Below are 16422 nucleotides of genomic sequence, written 5' to 3'. Positions count from 1 at the left end.
TGGGCTTTACTCGATGAATATTAATCGTCAAATAGGTGGCTAAGAGTTTCGCTATCGCGCTCAAGGTTAATCGCTACCGCAGAAGGATATGGGTTTGTTGCTGAGTAATCATTAATTAGATAACGACGGGTGTGCGGTAGGCCAAACAAACAGCGATCAACACGCACGCCAAATTTTGCTAGTTCTTGAGTCGTGTATTCAATTTCACTTTCAGGGCGAGAAGATGTGAGGACTAAGAATAGCCCGCCATCCTTTTGTAACTCAGCGATTTTGCGTAAATTAGCGTCTAATCCAGGAGTTTTCCAGCCATTTTTCGCAAACTTACTACCGTTTTTAAGCAGAACGCCATCTACATCGCAGAAGACAGTCATATGTTTTTTACAGAAATGGCGGTATTCTCGAAGTGTGCCCCAGTCGGTATAGTCAGTAGCCGTTTTGCGAACAAATTCTTCGTTCGACATCAGCATTTTATAGATGACATGAGAGATATAAACTTCATTATCAGAAGAAATGTTTTCGTAAGCAGCGCAGAAATCTGCTGTAGAGCGGAAGCTGTATCCACCGCAGCAGAAAAAGTTACTGATCACTTCTTTCTCAACGATATTTGAAATGACGTCTAGTGAATCAACTTCCACGTAACTTTTGTTTTTAGCATCAACTAATTCGATGTCGTTGAGATCGATGGTTGTCACTGCATTGGTGGGTTTAGGTTCACAAGCAAAGACATTATCGCAATCTTTAATGAAGATGGAACCTTCAATATTACCTTGTTTTATTGCCTGATAAATCGTTTCAGATTGTGATGATGTTGGCTCATCAAGAATGACAAGATCGGGTATTGCTCCTGTACTCTTTTCGAAGCTCTCTACAACATTTTGTTCCGATGTATACTTTTCTAAATGTTCTTTTAAACAGACAATAACGACACGGTCGAAACGAGCTAAATCAATTTTCTCCACGGACTTTTCAATCATTAGCTTGCCATCAGGCATAGTCAGTAGCCATTTAGGGCGCATGTTAGGGAAGCGCGAGGAGCGTCCCGCAACTGGTAGAAGTAGCGTAAACATAGTTATCCTGTAATCTTGTTTATAGTTTTTGTCATCACTTTATTAAACCATTTAATGGTAATGGCGTCTTCTTCTCTGACATAAGGAGCAATTCGTAAGATGGTTAGTGTTTCGACGACTCGCATTTCATAATGAAAAAGTCGGTTGAGTGTTTTAAGGAACGAAGGAACGGCATGCTCACAAAAAATCTCCCCTTTAATTCGAACACTTTCTTTTTCTTTGCGGAAGCTCCAACCGTACTCAAAGTCTTGAATAAGCTTAGCAGCATCCTGAATGGGGCTGTTAATTTCACAGGTAAGGAAATCAAATAGAGCGAGCTGATTCTCCTCCGTGACTTTTAAATTCGACAGGGTTAGATCACCGTGGCACTCACTAAGAGGCATTTTTAAGTCTTCTTGGCAGTAGGCTTTAAAAAGAGAAATGTGCTTCTCAAGATCTGGAAATAAGTGCCATTTACCCCCTAACTTTAAAGCAATGTCATCAAGTTTCTTGTGTACATCACTAATAGGGTAGACGCCATCTTCACTAGTCGCCACGCTATTAATTAGGTAAAAATCCAATGCTTTTTTTAGGTTCTTGGCAACAGTTTTCGAACCCTTATAAGCGACTTGCTCACCGCCAAGCCCCTCAATGTAGGGCATCATAATCGATAATGATTGCTCATCTAGGGTGATGTCGGTAACTGGAATGGCGATAATTTCATAGGTTGGTGTTTTTATGGGTTTAAAACGACGCTGCTTCAAAATTGCACTATGGTTCTTCTCGACATCAGAATGAATTTGTTTTCTGACAAAGTATTCACTGGACTCCTGCAATACCTGCAAAGTTGCGCCGGAGTGAGAGGAAGCCTGTATCTTTGCATTAATATCCATGAAATATAAAGCCTTAGCGAATAATTAGAAGAGGTACTTTAGCAACGTAACTCTTTAAGCTGAGTGTTAATACTACCATTATTTTGATGCTACGACAGTCAATGTTCTTCTCGAAGATATGTTTAGTTTTTTGTCTTTTGATCCAAGGATACACTGGGGAACAGCCAAAACTGGCATTGGTTCATTTTTAGTAGTGTGGCTGGTTGTAGGTATAACCCATAGTTTGGTTCGGCTCACATGACGCATAGCGCTAATCCGCTACCAAAATGCTTCTAAATGATAACCATAATTATCATGGGACATTAAATCGTGAATAGCAAAGGGGATTATGGATTCAAATCCCTCGCAGACTTGAACTGCGGACTGATTGACTATGAGTGAGTCCCAAAATCGTCTGTCGAGGCGGGCGCGACAAAACTTTAGAAGTAGGCTTTGATGCCTAAGCCCATAAAGTTGACTTCGCTATAGCCTTCGTAATTTGCTTCAACTGAAAAATAGTCATTGAACTTGTATCCTGCGGCTGCAATGGCGCCGATACGAGTATCACTATCGCGATAGCTAATGGTATTACCTGTCATATCTCCGGTAAACTCAGATTTGAATTCAGCGTGAGTGACAACAGGAGCGATGCTTAGGTAAAAACCATTGTCAAAAGCATATTTAGCGTTGACTGCGAGGCCAATCGAACTATTCAGACCAGTTTTATTAGATGCGGGTTCCACGCTGCCATCAATATAGATGAGTGCACCTGGATTATTTGCTTCCCCGATGCCAAAGCCGATACGAGCTTCAGGAGCGATAGACCAGTTGCTTTCTTCAAGCTGAAATTCGTAGCCAAGGTCGATACTAGCGACATCAATCTCGCTATTTCCATTTTTAAGTGGCTTTACGTCTCCTTGTTTGAGATCTAAGCCTGCATAGAAACCATCAGCTATCGCTGAAGAGGATAGTGCAGTTACGATTGCCAGTGTGATAGTTCTTTTCATTTCTAGTACCCTTTAGCTATCCACATTTTGAGTGAGGGGTGCGGATAGATGTTCTGATTATTAAATTTCTGGGCATTCTAAAGACTTAGAAGAAAATGATAAGTTTATATTTTGCATGGACTGGAAGCTCGAATTGATGTGAGAAATCATATTCTTAGTGAAAATCTATTTGGCGATATGAATGTAGGGTGTTTTATGAAATTGGATGGAGCACTAGAGCACGTACGATTGATGGTTTAGAAAGGCAGCTAGCTAAGTAGTTCAGATAAACGTGGAAAAATAAAAAAGGCTCATGGATTTCTCCATGAGCCTTCTAAAATTTGGTGGCCCCTCGCAGACTTGAACTGCGGACCAATCGATTATGAGTCGACTGCTCTAACCACTGAGCTAAGGGGCCTTATAGGGCAATGATTATAGGGGATGGCAGGTGAGCTGTCTAGACGTAACTAGGGCTAATTGCGCTTGCTTTTTAATCACTTAAACCGATAGAAACAAAAAAGGTGAGCTAGTGCTCACCTTTTGTTTAATTTTTACCTGACTTACTCATCTAGGAAGCTACGCAGAGTTTCTGAGCGGCTAGGGTGACGCAGTTTACGTAGTGCTTTTGCTTCGATTTGACGAATACGCTCACGCGTTACATCGAACTGTTTGCCCACTTCTTCAAGCGTGTGGTCAGTGTTCATATCGATACCAAAACGCATACGCAGTACTTTTGCTTCACGAGGCGTTAGACCAGCTAGAACATCTTTTGTTGCTACTCGTAGGCTCGTCATTGTTGCAGAGTCTAGAGGCAGTTCTAGTGTGGTATCCTCGATAAAGTCGCCTAGATGCGAATCTTCGTCGTCACCAATTGGTGTCTCCATTGAGATTGGCTCTTTAGCAATTTTAAGTACCTTGCGGATTTTATCTTCAGGCATTTGCATGCGTTCAGCCAACTCTTCAGGAAGAGGCTCACGGCCCATTTCTTGAAGCATTTGACGAGAGATACGATTCAGTTTGTTGATCGTTTCGATCATGTGAACTGGAATACGGATCGTACGTGCTTGGTCGGCGATTGAACGAGTGATTGCTTGACGAATCCACCACGTTGCGTATGTCGAGAATTTGTAACCACGACGGTATTCAAATTTATCAACGGCTTTCATCAAACCGATGTTACCTTCTTGGATAAGATCCAAGAATTGAAGACCACGGTTGGTGTACTTCTTAGCAATCGAAATTACTAGACGTAAGTTCGCTTCAACCATCTCTTTTTTCGCACGACGAGCTTTCGCTTCACCGATAGACATGCGACGGCTGATGTCTTTGATGTTTTGTACTGAAAGTGACGTTTCTTCTTCGATGATATCCAACTTTTGGATAGAACGACGAATGTCATTTTCGTAACGTCTGATCTTTTCTGCGTATGGCTTATCAGAAGCGAGAACTTCATCTAACCAAGCTTCGTTCGATTCATTACCTGTGAATAGCGTAATGAAAGATTTCTTAGGCATTTTGCCGTATTCAACCGCTTGACGCATGATCAAACGTTCTTGAGTACGTACACGATCCATTGACGTGCGCAGTTCGTTCACTAGGTGATCAAACTGTTTTGGCGTTAGACGGAACTCTCTAAAGACTTCTTGTACCAAGCCGTGCGACTTAGCCACTTGTGGGCTATCGTAACCATGCTCATTGATGACAAGTTGAAGGTCTTGATAAGTATTGCGCAGCGCTGTGAACTTCTCTAGAGCAAGCTCTGGGTCAATACCTACATCTTCTTCTTCATCGTCTTCGTCAGAGTCTTCATCACCTTCTTTGTCTTCATCTTCAAGATCAGATTCTGCTAGTTCTGAACCGATATGAGTCGCCGTAGGAGCGGTGGTGCCATCGTCATCTGGATCAACGAAGCCAGAGATTACGTCAGTAAGACGTAGCTCTTCTGCTTGAACTTTATCAAACTGCTCAAGAATGTAAGGAATCGTACCAGGGTACTCAGCAACAGAGGCTTGTACTTGGTTGATACCGTCTTCGATACGCTTAGCAATATCGATTTCGCCTTCGCGAGTCAATAGCTCAACGGTACCCATTTCACGCATGTACATACGGACTGGGTCAGTCGTGCGGCCAATTTCACTTTCTACGCTTGAAAGTGCAGCTGCAGCCGCTTCGGCTGCGTCTTCATCGGTGATAGACTGTTCATCACTCAGAGCAAGGTCATCGGCATCTGGGGCAGTTTCTACTACCTTGATACCCATGTCATTAATCATCTGAATAATATCTTCTACCTGCTCAGAATCGACAATCTCTTCAGGTAGGTGGTCATTTACTTCTGCGTAGGTCAGATAGCCTTGTTCCTTGCCCTTGATGACAAGCAGTTTTAGCTGTGACTGCGGATTTTGCTCCATAGACGATATCCAACTTAGATCTAGTGAAGGGTTTAGTATGCGAAATGCAAACCATTAATAGTAACAAATTTATTTGTTGCTGACTAAATAAATAGGGTTACGCTTTTAAATCTAGCATCAAGGCTAGCAGCTCCCGTTTTTCATCGACTGATAAGCCGACGCTTCTTTCTTTAGCCTGCAGGTTTTCGATTTGTTGTTCTACGCATTGGGCGAGTATTCTGTCCAATGAGTCAATAAATACATCTTCTTGGTTGTCATCGTCGACCTGGAGATCCCAACTCGCGAGACGAGACAGAAGCGCCTCATTTTTTGTATTACGCCAATGCTCAAGCAGTTGACCTGTAGTCATATGGGGGTGTGTTTGACATTTATCAACCACTTCGCCCAATAAATTTAATCCAGGAAGTGATAAATCTCTCACTGTGGATAGATCCGGTACCATTTCAGCATAGCTCGGATTTTGCAAAAGTAGAGCGATAACATCACGCATAGGGGTGCGTTTTATCGCTTTCTGCGGTTGTGGTCGCGTTTCTACTGAGGCTTTTCTTTTTTCCCTATGGCCCATAAAACCGGTTATCTTATCGAGTCTTTCATCTAACTCTTCCTGAAAGCCGATATCTGGGATTTTGGCAATAAGAGCATTTGCCGCATTACGCAGCGCTGATTTTCCTTCACTTGTACCCAAGTTGATATTGTTAAGTTCAACAAGGTTCCCTATGAGGTACTTTGATAGAGGAGTGGCTTGATTGATTTGTTCCTCAAGCGCTGCTTTACCATATTTACGAACGTAGCTGTCAGGATCCTCACCATCAGGAAGGAAGAGAAACTTTAATGTATTACCTGACTTTAAGTAGGGTAAGGCGTTTTCTAGAGCTCTCCAAGCCGCCTCTCGACCTGCTCTATCACCATCATAACAGCACACGACGGTACCTGTTTGGCGAAATAAGCTTTGTAGGTGTTCCCCTGTGGTAGAGGTTCCTAACGATGCGACTGAGTAATCGACGTCGTATTGTGCAAGGGCGACCACGTCCATATAGCCTTCTACCACAAGAATTTGTGGCGGCTCTCGGTACGCTTGCAGCACTTCGTATAGGCCGTAAAGCTCTTTACCTTTATGGAAAATTGGCGTTTCAGGGGAGTTGAGATATTTCGGTGTATCGTTGCCGAGTACACGGCCACCAAAACCGATAACACGTCCACGTTTGTCCCTGATAGGAAACATAATACGACCACGGAAGCGATCGTAGCGGTTGCCTTTGTCGTTTTCGATCAGCATGCCACCAGACACGAGCATGTCTTGTGCTGCCTTTTGTTGCCCAAAGTTTTTACGTATGTTGTCCCATTCATCTGGGACATAACCGATACCAAACTTTTGAACGATTTCACCAGAAAGCCCACGTCCTTTTAGGTAGTCGATAGCAATTTTGTTTGCAGAGACTTTTAATTGATCTTTGTAGTACTGGCCAATAGCTGTCATAAGATCATATAAGGATCGTTTTTGTTCGCTGTTTGCAGTGGGCCCTTTGCTGAAAGCGCTGTTACCGTTTCTTTGCTCTCTTGGCACTTCGAGTCCGATGGATGAAGCAAGATCTTCAATGGCCTCAACAAACTCAAGACGATCATATTCCATAAGAAAATCAATAGCATTGCCGTGTACACCACAGCCAAAGCAGTGGTAGAACTGTTTCTCTTGGCTAACGCTAAAAGAGGGGGTTTTTTCATTATGGAAGGGACAGCATGCGCCGTAGTTCTTACCTTGTTTCTTTAGTTTTACGCGCGCATCAACAATATCGACAATATCCAGTCGAGCTAATAGATCGTCAATAAAGTGGCGAGGAATAATTCCGGACATAAAACCTTTTACAAGAAACGTTTACAAGAAAGACATCACCCTTTATTAGGGTTGAGATACAAACAAGCCGTGCACTCCAGAGGATAGCACGGCTTGCTGCAATTTGGTTGGGTGACTAAGCCAGTTTAGCGCGAACTAAACCACTTACTTTCCCCATGTCTGCTCGGCCTTGAATTTGCGGCTTCAGCACGCCCATTACTTTGCCCATGTCTTGCATGCCAGCTGCACCAGATTCGGCAATAGCACTAACAATGAGTGCTGTTACTTCATCTTCCGTCAGTGGTTGAGGCATAAAGTCCTCAAGAACGGTAATTTCGGCTTTCTCTGCATCCGCTAGATCTTGACGATTCGCAGCTTCAAACTGAGAGACAGAATCACGACGTTGTTTAACCATTTTTGTCAGGATAGCAAGGATGTCGTCGTCGTTCAGAGTAATCCGTTCGTCGACTTCACGTTGCTTAATAGCTGACAAGGCTAAACGAATAGTGCCAAGGCGAGCTTTGTCCTTGGCTTTCATCGCAATTTTTTGCTCTTCTTTGAGTTGTTCAATAAGAGCCATAACTAAATTCCTACTGGGACCTAGTTATTAGTACAGGCGAACGCGACGTGCGTTTTCGCGAGCTAGCTTCTTAGCGTGACGCTTTTGAGCAGCTGCTTTAGCGCGTTTACGTACTGTAGTAGGTTTTTCATAGTGCTCACGACGACGCACTTCAGAAAGGATACCTGCTTTTTCGCAAGAGCGCTTGAAACGACGTAGTGCAACGTCGAACGGTTCGTTTTCACGTACTTTAACTACTGGCATATGCCTTTCACCTCAGGGTTTAACTGTTCATTAATGCTGGTGCTTTTGTTGTTAGGGCTAAGGATTCCCTTAGTTCTAAGCGGTAAACCAGCTAAATCAAAAATGGTGCGGAATTTTAATCCGATCAGATAGGCTTTGTAAAGCACTTTTCCGCCTATGTCTTGTACAAAATTTGTTTGAGACGCGATGACGAGGTAATATTGCGCCAATTTCGAAATAAGTCGAGAACATTATGCGCATTCTAGGTATTGAAACCTCTTGTGATGAAACTGGTATTGCCATCTATGATGACGAAAAAGGTTTACTGTCACATCAACTTTATAGCCAAGTGAAATTGCACGCCGATTACGGAGGTGTTGTACCTGAGTTGGCTTCTCGTGATCACGTTAAAAAAACGATCCCATTGATCAAGGCGGCGTTGGCAGAAGCCAATTTAACGCCAAAGGATCTTGATGGTGTTGCTTATACTTCCGGTCCTGGGTTAGTCGGTGCGTTGTTGGTTGGAACGACAATTGGTCGCAGCATGGCTTACGCTTGGGGCGTGCCAGCGGTGCCTGTGCATCATATGGAAGGACACTTACTGGCACCCATGCTAGAAGATAACCCGCCACCATTTCCTTTTATTGCTTTGCTTGTGTCTGGCGGCCATACCATGATCGTTGAAGTGAACGGCATCGGTGATTACAAGATCTTGGGTGAATCGATTGATGATGCCGCAGGTGAAGCGTTTGATAAAACCGCGAAGCTGATGGGCTTGGATTATCCAGGCGGACCTTTATTGTCTAAGCTCGCGGACAAAGGGACAAAAGGGCGCTTTAAGTTCCCGCGACCGATGACAGACAGACCAGGTTTGGATATGAGCTTTTCCGGCCTTAAAACGTTCGCGGCGAATACGATTAGAGCGAATGATGATGATGAACAGACTCGTGCTGATATTGCTTACGCGTTCCAAGAGGCGGTGTGCGATACATTAGCGATAAAATGTAAGCGCGCGCTTAAGCAAACGGGTATGAAGCGTATCGTTATTGCTGGCGGCGTGAGTGCGAATACCTTTTTGCGCCAAGAGCTTGAAGCGTTAGCAAAAAAAGTCGGTGGTGAAGTCTATTATCCACGTACTGAGTTTTGTACCGATAATGGTGCGATGATTGCCTATGCGGGTATGCAGCGTTTAAAAAATGGTGATGTGGCTGACATGACCGTTGATGCTACGCCGCGCTGGCCAATTGATCAGTTAACGCCGATCAAGTGATAAGCAAATAGCGACAGCGAAGACGAATGTTACTGGCATTCTATGGCGCAACGTTAAGAGAATAAGGTCACGGAAGTGGCCTTTTTTATGACAGTTTTAAACAAAAACCCTAAAGTCTGTGACGAAGCAAACGTGTTACATTAGTGAAAACGACATTAGCGACAAACATAGGGAATAAAGAAACATGAAGCAGTTTTCTATTGATGGCCATACGATGGCTTATCAAGATATAGGCTCCGGACCGGTTGTCATTTTCGGGCATAGTTATTTATGGGATAGCAAAATGTGGGCCCCTCAAATTGAAGTGCTGAGTCAACATTATCGCTGTATTGTGCCTGATTTATGGTCTCATGGAGAATCAGAGTCAGCGCCCGCCTCTATGCGTAATCTAACAAACTATGCCGAACATATTTTGGCTCTAATGGATGAGTTAGAGGTAGAATCCTTCTCTATTGTCGGTTTGTCCGTCGGCGGTATGTGGGGCGCAGAGCTGACAGCTCTTGCACCATCTCGTGTAAAAAGTTTGGTCATGATGGATACGTTTGTTGGGTTAGAACCTGAAGTTATGCATACCAAATACTTTGCGATGCTCGATACCATTACGCAAGTTAGAGCGGTGCCAGAGCCAATATTAGAAGCGGTTGTACCCATGTTTTTTGCGCAAGATGCTAAAAATACAACACCTAAATTGGTTGATGAGTTCGCGACTCAATTGTCGAAGGTGCAAGGCGAGCAGGCTGTTGAGATCGCTCGTATCGGGCGGATGGTCTTTGGGCGACGCGATCTATGTGATGAAATTGAAAAGTTTGCTCTGCCTACCCTTATCGCGGTAGGAGCAGAAGATAAGCCAAGGCCGGTACTCGAGTCTTATTTGATGCAGGATTTGGTTTCAGGCAGTGAACTGATGGTGATCCCAGCCGCAGGACATATTAGTAACCTAGAGCAACCAGAATTGGTGACCAACAAACTTGTTGAGTTTTTAGCTCAGCACGCCTAATTCAGTAAGATAGGCATGACGAGGCACCGTTTACGGTGCCTTTTTTTGTCCTACTTTTGGCTCGGTTCCATCAAACAGGCGTCGAATATTTTGATGGTGGCGCAAAATGATTAAGCAGCTCAGCATTGCTACTGGAAAAGTAAAGACGGGTCTGACCATCCAGGTATAAACCGGGGCAAGCATGACCGTTGTAATGGCGGCGAGCGAGGAATAGCGAAAGATCAATGCGACCAATAGCCAAGTACCTGTAATAAGCCCGGTTAAATCCCAGCCAATAGGCGCAATCGCCCCCAATGCCGTCGCCACGCCTTTCCCCCCCTTGAAGTGGAAAAATAATGGGTACATATGCCCCAAGCAAGCGGCAATCGCAATGACGCCAAGAATGACAGGGTCGATATTAAAGTAGTAACCACTCCAGACAGGGATCGTGCCTTTGAGCATATCGCAGAGCAAGACCGCTACGGCTGCCCCTTTACCTCCCAGCCTTAATACATTAGTGGCACCAGGGTTTTGCGAGCCGACAGTTCTAGGGTCAGGTAGGCGTAGTAGACGGCAGATCAGCACTGCACTCGACACTGAGCCGAGCAAATAAGCGATGATGATCATAGCGAGCGCTAACGGTGTCATTGCATACCTTTTCTCAAGAAATTATCAATGGGGACTGATATCATATCGGCAATAGTACGTTTTTTCCCAACAAATGGGTATCCGACCTCTAATAAAGGACAAATCATGGCATTGGACAAAGTATTTATCGAGCAACTTGAAGTCATTACCACTATCGGAGTGTATGACTGGGAGCAAGAAATCAAACAGAAGTTGGTTCTAGATATTGAAATGGCACACGATAATGCGCCAGCCGGGAAAAGTGACAATGTTGAAGATGCGCTTGATTACTCGCAAGTCTGCACTGCAGTCCTTGAGCACATTGAAACGGGGCGTTTTTTATTGGTTGAGCGTGTGGCTGAAGAAGTGGCTACTCTTATTCAAACGCAATTCTCTGTGCCTTGGATTAAGATTCGTTTAACTAAGCCTGGTGCGGTCGCACAGGCCAAAGGCGTTGGCGTGGTGATTGAACGAGGCGAGGCATGATCACCGCCTTTATTGGTATTGGTTCGAATGTGCAACGTGAGAAGCACATTCGCGCCGCGTGCCATGAGTTGTCGCTGATCACCAAGAATTTGCAATACTCGCCAGTATACGCCTGCGAATCCTTTGGTTTTTCTGGTAACGATTTCTTCAATATGGTGGTTCGCCTAGACACCATATTAACGTTGACGGAACTCAGTGCGGCACTAAGAGAGATCGAAGTGAAGTGGGGACGTGATGTGGATGCCGCTAAGTTTCAAGATCGTACGATTGATCTTGATATCTTACTGTTTGGAAATGAAATCTCACAAAAAAAACCATTTGTACCGCGTGAAGATATTTTTAAATATTCATTTGTCACACAGCCTCTGTATGATCTAGCACCGAACTTGGTGATCCCGAATGATGATCGCACAGTCGGTCAGATCTTAGAGACAATGTCAGAACCGGTAGCACTTAGAAAAATCGATTTTCAATTTTAGTTGGTAGTAAATATTAATGAGTTATTTTGAAGCCTTTATTTTGGCCCTCATTCAAGGGTTGACCGAATTCTTACCCATATCCAGTTCCGCGCATTTAATTTTGCCATCGGCCATTCTTGGTTGGGAAGATCAAGGGCTCGCCTTTGATGTTGCGGTGCATGTGGGTACGTTAGCCGCCGTGGTTATCTATTTTAGAAAAGAAGTGGTGACTTTATTTCGGGCGTTGTTTGCTTCGATCTTTAAGGGCGAGCGCAGTAAGGAATCAAAGTTGGCATGGATGATTGTCTTAGCGACGATCCCAGCTTGTATCTTTGGCTTACTGATGAAAGATCTCATCGAATTGTATCTACGTAGTGCCTACGTGATTGCCACCACCACGATTATATTTGGTTTGTTGCTATGGTGGGTAGACAAGCATGCCAAACAAAATGCGGATGAGTACCAAGCTGGCTGGAAAAAAGCGTTGTTTATTGGTCTCGCACAAGCAATGGCAATCATTCCAGGCACATCACGCTCAGGTGCGACGATCACAGCCGCATTATATTTAGGTTTTACACGTGAAGCGGCGGCACGATTCTCCTTTTTGATGTCGATCCCTATTATTACCTTAGCAGGCGCTTACTTAGGTTTGAAATTGGTGACAGGCTCTGAGCCAATACATGCGGGTTATTTGTTAACAGGTATCGTGGTCTCGTTTATCAGTGCTTACATCTGCATTCACTATTTCTTGAAGCTTATCTCCCGTATGGGAATGATGCCGTTTGTCATCTATCGATTGTTGTTAGGTGTGGGACTGTTTGCATTTTTGCTGATGAGTTAATTAGACATGATATTGCTGGCACCTAGTCATTAGGTTGCCAGCGTTCATGGCGACTCAAGATCGACGACTCGGTCGGTATCGATGACGTTTATTCTTAGCTTCTTAGCTTCTTAGCTTCTTAGCTTCTTAGCGCTTCAGCAATGGCGCTTGTTTTGCGCTTCTCTAGCTCTTCTCTAATTGCTTGGCCTTTAAAGCCATCAGCAATGATGGTTTGTACATTCACGTTAATGGCGGCGTGATAGGCTTGCTTTACTCTTTCTGCTTGTGGGTAAGGCTGGTTTTCAAGACCTTTTCTCCCTCTATGGTCAGCTTCACAACACAATAAAACTTGCGCAAGTTTTGCCGGTTTTCTCCATACATCCAGTTGCGAAAATATTTTCACAAAAGTCGCGGGTTTAAGCTCATGCGCACGGTGGATATTAGAATGCTGAGCACATACGGCGAGAGCAAGATCTCGATATTCATTTGGCACTCGAACGCGTTGACACAGCTGTTTAATCAGCTTTTGTCCCGTGTGGCAGTGCAGTTTATGGCTTGGCCATTCATCGCGAGGTGTGACGCCCTTACCTAAATCGTGAACTTGCGCTGCAAAACGAATGGTCGTTTCCGTGCTCAATTTACTTGCTTGCTGAGCCACTAATAACGTGTGGATTCCAGTATCTATTTCGGGATGCCATTTTTCTGGTTGTGGGACTCCAAATAGAGCATCAATTTCTGGTAATACAACTTTGAGTGCGCCACACTGTCGCAGTACGTCAAGGAATACCTCTGGGTGTGGTGTGGATAGTGACTTGTGCCACTCTTGCCAAACACGCTCTGGCGTTAGGTGTGCGAGTTCACCATCATTAACAATGAGTTGCATCAAAGACAAGGTTTCTGGCGCGACGGTAAAACCTAAGTGTGCTAGCTTCGCCGCAAAGCGAGCGACGCGTAATACTCGTAATGGATCTTCGACAAACGCAGGTGAAACATGGCGCAATACACGCTGTTCAAGGTCTAGGCGCCCTTGGTAAGGATCGATGATATCGCCTTGTTGGTTTTGTGCCATGGCATTAATGGTGAGATCACGACGTTGCAAGTCTTCCTCTAGTGTCACATCGGGGGAAGAAAAGCATTCAAAACCCGTGTAGCCATGCCCGGATTTTCGCTCCGTGCGGGCAAGCGCATGCTCTTGTTTGTTCTTTGGGTGTAGGAAGACAGGAAAGTCTTTACCAACGGCTTGAAAACCCGCATTAAGCATTTGTTCTGGTGTGGCGCCGACCACAACCCAATCTTTATCATAAACATCAAGCTTGAGTAATTGATCGCGCACTGCACCACCGACAAGATAGACTTGCAAATTGGCTCCCCTTTTTCATACTTTGCCGTTGGCATTCATTGAGCTCAATGGTACTTTGCTTTTTGTCATAATGTAAGGACGAGAGAATGTATAAGGATTTTTTTGGTTTTCATGAGGTACCGTTTTCGATTGTGCCTAGCTCTCGTTATCTGTTTCTCAGTCAACGACACCGTGAAGCCATGCAACACCTCCAGGCCGGATTAGGGCAAGGTGGGGGGTTTGCTATGTTGACGGGGGAAGTTGGAACTGGAAAAACCACCGTTGCTAAAGCCATGCTGGCAGCGCTTGACGACAAAACGGCGTCAGGTCTTATCCTCAACCCCACTTTTTCGAGCCAAGATTTACTAGAAGCGATCTGTGATGAGTTTGCGATTGTTTATCCAGAGAGTGCTTCTTTAAAACAGCTGAGTCAGGCTATTTATCGTTACCTGCAACAAAACGAAGAGCAAGGGATTAACACCTTAGTCGTCATTGATGAAGCTCAGCACTTATCTGCAGACGTTCTTGAGCAGTTAAGGCTTTTAACCAATCTAGAGACGGATGACCGTAAGTTGCTAAAGGTACTACTTATCGGGCAGCCAGAGCTGCAAGATAAACTGCGTACCACGCAATTACGCCAACTCGCTCAGCGCATTACCGGGCGGTATCACTTGCTACCGCTGACTGAAGGGGAAACTCGTCAATATATTGAGTTTCGCTTGTCGATGGCTGGTGGAGAAACGAGTCTATTTTCAAAAGGTGCAGCATCGGTGATTAACCGTGCCAGCCAGGGGATCCCAAGACTGATTAACCTCATTGGTGATAAGTCATTGCAGTACGCTTATCATTCTGGTCAAAAGGAGGTTTCAAAATCGTTGGCACAAAAAGCCAGTGAAGATATTTTGTCTTTTCAAGCGCCAGGTTTTGCAAATGCTGCCAGTGAGCATTCCTCAGAAAAGATCGCATTCCGATGGCGGCCTATCGCCAGTTACGTCGCCCTAGCGACGATCGGAGTTGCGCTTGCATCGTTAATGTACTTTAAGGGGGCGGATGTGATGACGGCTCTGCAGGCGAGTCAATCATCCACAAGCCTTGAAAATGATAATAGTCACGCACAGCTAGAGAGTTCTGCTGTGCAAGAGCCGAGAGTATCAGCCCCTGTTGCAGAGCCACAACCGTATTCAGAAGCGCTGCTTCAGTCGGTGTTTTTGAGGCAGGATAAGGTCGCAGCGATACAAGAGCTTTATAACGTCTGGGGCTATCAAGCGAGCGTGCTTGACGGTATGTGCGAGAGCGAAAGTAACAGTTTGTTTATGTGCCAAAAGCGTTTGGGAACATTGCAACAGGTAGTGTCGACAAACCTACCCGTCGTGATGCCGATGTATCTTGATGGCAAGGAGAGCTTTGTTGTGCTGTATAAACTCTCCCAGACCCATGCGGAGCTACTCAATGGGTCCGAGCGTTTTCAAATCCCTGTTGCCACCCTTGAGAGTTTATGGACCGGGGAGTTCTACTTTATTTGGCAACGGGCGCTAACCAGCACGCTACGATTAAATCAGCAAGGGGAAGCGGTGCGACTATTGGATGAAAAGCTTTCTCAGGTGCTCGGCAGTCGCCCTTCTGGGAGTGATGTGTTTGACCGGCAATTACAGCGTAAGGTGGAAGTGTTTCAACGTTGGCAGAAGATGGATGTTGATGGGATCGCTGGACGTAATACCTTACAGAAACTGGAATTATTGACTCAGGTCGATGCCCCTTCATTAAGTGGAAAGATTGCAGGGGAGGAAAGCTAGTATGCTTATGAATTTCACTAGGGCTGCCGTTTCAGCGTCTTTGATGGTAGCAATGGGCGTGCCGACCGTGATGGCTTCTGAAAGTGGGGGCACTGCAAAATCGCCGGCTATTGAACCAGCCTCGCAAACGCATGGTGAGGCGCTGCTATCGGCAGACTATATTGTATTGGAATACCCCGATTTTGGCGTGTTGAAAATGTTACCAGAAAAGGATTTTCCCCCTATTTACTCCGGTAAAAAGCGTTCAGAGCCTTACGTGACTGAGGTGCAGAACGAAGATAAAAATAATGCTGATGATCCGTTGCTGGAGCAAACCTCATCAGATGAACCGTTCACCCTAGATAACTTAGATTTAAGTGGACTTGATCCTGATATCGCTCGTAAAGTGGCGTCAGCGATGAATAAAATTGATCAACAGAGCGCAGCGTCAGCGAATCATATCTTGCTAGAAGAGAATACCAGTAAATATCAAGGCCGTTTACCGCCATTGAATTTGCAAACCCATATGTATTCTTCAGATTCTCAGCGTCGTTGGATTAAGATTAATGGTCAGGAATTAAGAGAAGGCGATCGGCTTAATAATATCCAGATTGTTGAGATCACGCCGCAGTTAGTGACGATTCGTTTCGATAATGAACTGATTGATATTCCTGCGTTGTATGAGTGGGGAGGCTAGGGACTAGTTCAGTTAAGGTCATATTAATTGGG

Annotated in this window: 16 protein-coding genes and 1 tRNA gene; 7 read left to right on the top strand and 10 right to left on the bottom strand. The window is 44.8% G+C overall.

Annotated features, from left to right (window positions below; genetic code table 11):
* Positions 1 to 20: 20 nt before the first annotated feature.
* From L4D74_RS16300 to rpsU, 8 genes are all read right to left on the bottom strand, one after another.
* The gene (locus tag L4D74_RS16300; RefSeq protein ID WP_428753320.1) at positions 21 to 1067 is read right to left on the bottom strand and encodes a glycosyltransferase family protein; all 1047 of its coding nucleotides are present in this window, start codon (positions 1065 to 1067) and stop codon (positions 21 to 23) included.
* Positions 1068 to 1069: 2 nt separating this feature from the next.
* Positions 1070 to 1939, bottom strand: a complete 870-nt coding sequence (locus tag L4D74_RS16295) for a phosphotransferase (RefSeq protein ID WP_428753318.1) — start codon at positions 1937 to 1939, stop codon at positions 1070 to 1072.
* 419 nt (positions 1940 to 2358) lie between these two features.
* Positions 2359 to 2925 carry an outer membrane beta-barrel protein gene (locus L4D74_RS16290; RefSeq protein WP_428753317.1) on the bottom strand — a complete coding sequence of 189 codons (567 nt, stop codon included), beginning with the start codon at positions 2923 to 2925 and terminating at the stop codon, positions 2359 to 2361.
* A gap of 321 nt (positions 2926 to 3246) precedes the next feature.
* Positions 3247 to 3322: transfer RNA gene (locus tag L4D74_RS16285), tRNA-Ile, on the bottom strand.
* Between the two features lie 142 nt (positions 3323 to 3464).
* Complete coding sequence (rpoD, locus tag L4D74_RS16280) at positions 3465 to 5312, bottom strand: RNA polymerase sigma factor RpoD (RefSeq protein WP_428753316.1); 1848 nt, start codon at positions 5310 to 5312, stop codon at positions 3465 to 3467.
* Between the two features lie 97 nt (positions 5313 to 5409).
* Positions 5410 to 7164, bottom strand: coding sequence for a DNA primase (gene dnaG, locus L4D74_RS16275; protein ID WP_428753314.1), 1755 nt, complete (start codon positions 7162 to 7164; stop codon positions 5410 to 5412).
* Between the two features lie 115 nt (positions 7165 to 7279).
* On the bottom strand, positions 7280 to 7723 hold the full coding sequence (locus L4D74_RS16270; RefSeq protein WP_428753312.1) for a GatB/YqeY domain-containing protein: 444 nt from the start codon (positions 7721 to 7723) through the stop codon (positions 7280 to 7282).
* Between the two features lie 27 nt (positions 7724 to 7750).
* Positions 7751 to 7966 (bottom strand): 30S ribosomal protein S21, encoded by a 216-nt coding sequence (gene rpsU / locus L4D74_RS16265; RefSeq protein WP_001145625.1) that lies wholly within the window; start codon positions 7964 to 7966, stop codon positions 7751 to 7753.
* A gap of 232 nt (positions 7967 to 8198) precedes the next feature.
* Between rpsU and tsaD the strand changes: the two genes are divergently transcribed.
* On the top strand, positions 8199 to 9215 hold the full coding sequence (tsaD, locus tag L4D74_RS16260) for a tRNA (adenosine(37)-N6)-threonylcarbamoyltransferase complex transferase subunit TsaD (RefSeq protein ID WP_428753310.1): 1017 nt from the start codon (positions 8199 to 8201) through the stop codon (positions 9213 to 9215).
* Between the two features lie 184 nt (positions 9216 to 9399).
* Positions 9400 to 10212 (top strand): alpha/beta fold hydrolase, encoded by an 813-nt coding sequence (locus tag L4D74_RS16255; RefSeq protein ID WP_428753308.1) that lies wholly within the window; start codon positions 9400 to 9402, stop codon positions 10210 to 10212.
* Between the two features lie 30 nt (positions 10213 to 10242).
* Here the strand turns inward: L4D74_RS16255 and plsY are convergent, their stop codons facing one another.
* Positions 10243 to 10839 carry a glycerol-3-phosphate 1-O-acyltransferase PlsY gene (gene plsY, locus L4D74_RS16250; protein WP_265676288.1) on the bottom strand — a complete coding sequence of 199 codons (597 nt, stop codon included), beginning with the start codon at positions 10837 to 10839 and terminating at the stop codon, positions 10243 to 10245.
* 105 nt (positions 10840 to 10944) lie between these two features.
* On the opposite strand from plsY, the gene folB reads away from it, so the two are divergent.
* Genes folB through L4D74_RS16235 form a run of 3 tightly spaced genes read left to right on the top strand, consistent with a single transcriptional unit; the run spans position 10945 to position 12603 of the window.
* Positions 10945 to 11304, top strand: a complete 360-nt coding sequence (gene folB / locus L4D74_RS16245) for a dihydroneopterin aldolase (RefSeq protein ID WP_428753306.1) — start codon at positions 10945 to 10947, stop codon at positions 11302 to 11304.
* Positions 11301 to 11783: a 2-amino-4-hydroxy-6-hydroxymethyldihydropteridine diphosphokinase gene (gene folK / locus L4D74_RS16240; protein ID WP_428753304.1), complete on the top strand. Its 483-nt coding sequence runs from the start codon at positions 11301 to 11303 to the stop codon at positions 11781 to 11783. The genes folB and folK overlap by 4 nt, the downstream gene beginning before the upstream one ends.
* Positions 11784 to 11799: 16 nt before the next feature.
* Positions 11800 to 12603, top strand: a complete 804-nt coding sequence (locus L4D74_RS16235; RefSeq protein ID WP_265676286.1) for an undecaprenyl-diphosphate phosphatase — start codon at positions 11800 to 11802, stop codon at positions 12601 to 12603.
* 118 nt (positions 12604 to 12721) lie between these two features.
* Here L4D74_RS16235 and L4D74_RS16230 read toward each other — a convergent pair whose 3' ends face one another.
* A complete protein-coding gene (locus L4D74_RS16230; RefSeq protein WP_428753302.1) occupies positions 12722 to 13942 on the bottom strand; it encodes a multifunctional CCA addition/repair protein in 1221 nt (406 codons plus the stop codon).
* Positions 13943 to 14028: 86 nt separating this feature from the next.
* On the opposite strand from L4D74_RS16230, the gene L4D74_RS16225 reads away from it, so the two are divergent.
* Together L4D74_RS16225 and L4D74_RS16220 are read left to right on the top strand one after the other, a co-directional pair.
* Positions 14029 to 15714, top strand: a complete 1686-nt coding sequence (locus tag L4D74_RS16225; protein ID WP_428753301.1) for an ExeA family protein — start codon at positions 14029 to 14031, stop codon at positions 15712 to 15714.
* A 1-nt stretch (position 15715) separates the two neighbouring features.
* Positions 15716 to 16390: a general secretion pathway protein GspB gene (locus L4D74_RS16220; RefSeq protein ID WP_428753300.1), complete on the top strand. Its 675-nt coding sequence runs from the start codon at positions 15716 to 15718 to the stop codon at positions 16388 to 16390.
* The last annotated feature ends 32 nt before the right edge of the window (positions 16391 to 16422 follow it).

Source organism: Vibrio cionasavignyae (assembly GCF_050337155.1).
Lineage (GTDB): Bacteria > Pseudomonadota > Gammaproteobacteria > Enterobacterales > Vibrionaceae > Vibrio > Vibrio nomapromontoriensis.
This window is presented reverse-complemented; position numbering and strand designations above follow the sequence as displayed.

Coding starts and splice junctions, on each gene's coding strand:
- L4D74_RS16300 (WP_428753320.1), bottom strand. CDS start 1,067: ATGTTTACGCTACTTCTACCAGTTGCGGGACGCTCCTCGCGCTTCCCT.
- L4D74_RS16295 (WP_428753318.1), bottom strand. CDS start 1,939: ATGGATATTAATGCAAAGATACAGGCTTCCTCTCACTCCGGCGCAACT.
- L4D74_RS16290 (WP_428753317.1), bottom strand. CDS start 2,925: ATGAAAAGAACTATCACACTGGCAATCGTAACTGCACTATCCTCTTCA.
- rpoD (WP_428753316.1), bottom strand. CDS start 5,312: ATGGAGCAAAATCCGCAGTCACAGCTAAAACTGCTTGTCATCAAGGGC.
- dnaG (WP_428753314.1), bottom strand. CDS start 7,164: ATGTCCGGAATTATTCCTCGCCACTTTATTGACGATCTATTAGCTCGA.
- L4D74_RS16270 (WP_428753312.1), bottom strand. CDS start 7,723: ATGGCTCTTATTGAACAACTCAAAGAAGAGCAAAAAATTGCGATGAAA.
- rpsU (WP_001145625.1), bottom strand. CDS start 7,966: ATGCCAGTAGTTAAAGTACGTGAAAACGAACCGTTCGACGTTGCACTA.
- tsaD (WP_428753310.1), top strand. CDS start 8,199: ATGCGCATTCTAGGTATTGAAACCTCTTGTGATGAAACTGGTATTGCC.
- L4D74_RS16255 (WP_428753308.1), top strand. CDS start 9,400: ATGAAGCAGTTTTCTATTGATGGCCATACGATGGCTTATCAAGATATA.
- plsY (WP_265676288.1), bottom strand. CDS start 10,839: ATGACACCGTTAGCGCTCGCTATGATCATCATCGCTTATTTGCTCGGC.
- folB (WP_428753306.1), top strand. CDS start 10,945: ATGGCATTGGACAAAGTATTTATCGAGCAACTTGAAGTCATTACCACT.
- folK (WP_428753304.1), top strand. CDS start 11,301: ATGATCACCGCCTTTATTGGTATTGGTTCGAATGTGCAACGTGAGAAG.
- L4D74_RS16235 (WP_265676286.1), top strand. CDS start 11,800: ATGAGTTATTTTGAAGCCTTTATTTTGGCCCTCATTCAAGGGTTGACC.
- L4D74_RS16225 (WP_428753301.1), top strand. CDS start 14,029: ATGTATAAGGATTTTTTTGGTTTTCATGAGGTACCGTTTTCGATTGTG.
- L4D74_RS16220 (WP_428753300.1), top strand. CDS start 15,716: ATGCTTATGAATTTCACTAGGGCTGCCGTTTCAGCGTCTTTGATGGTA.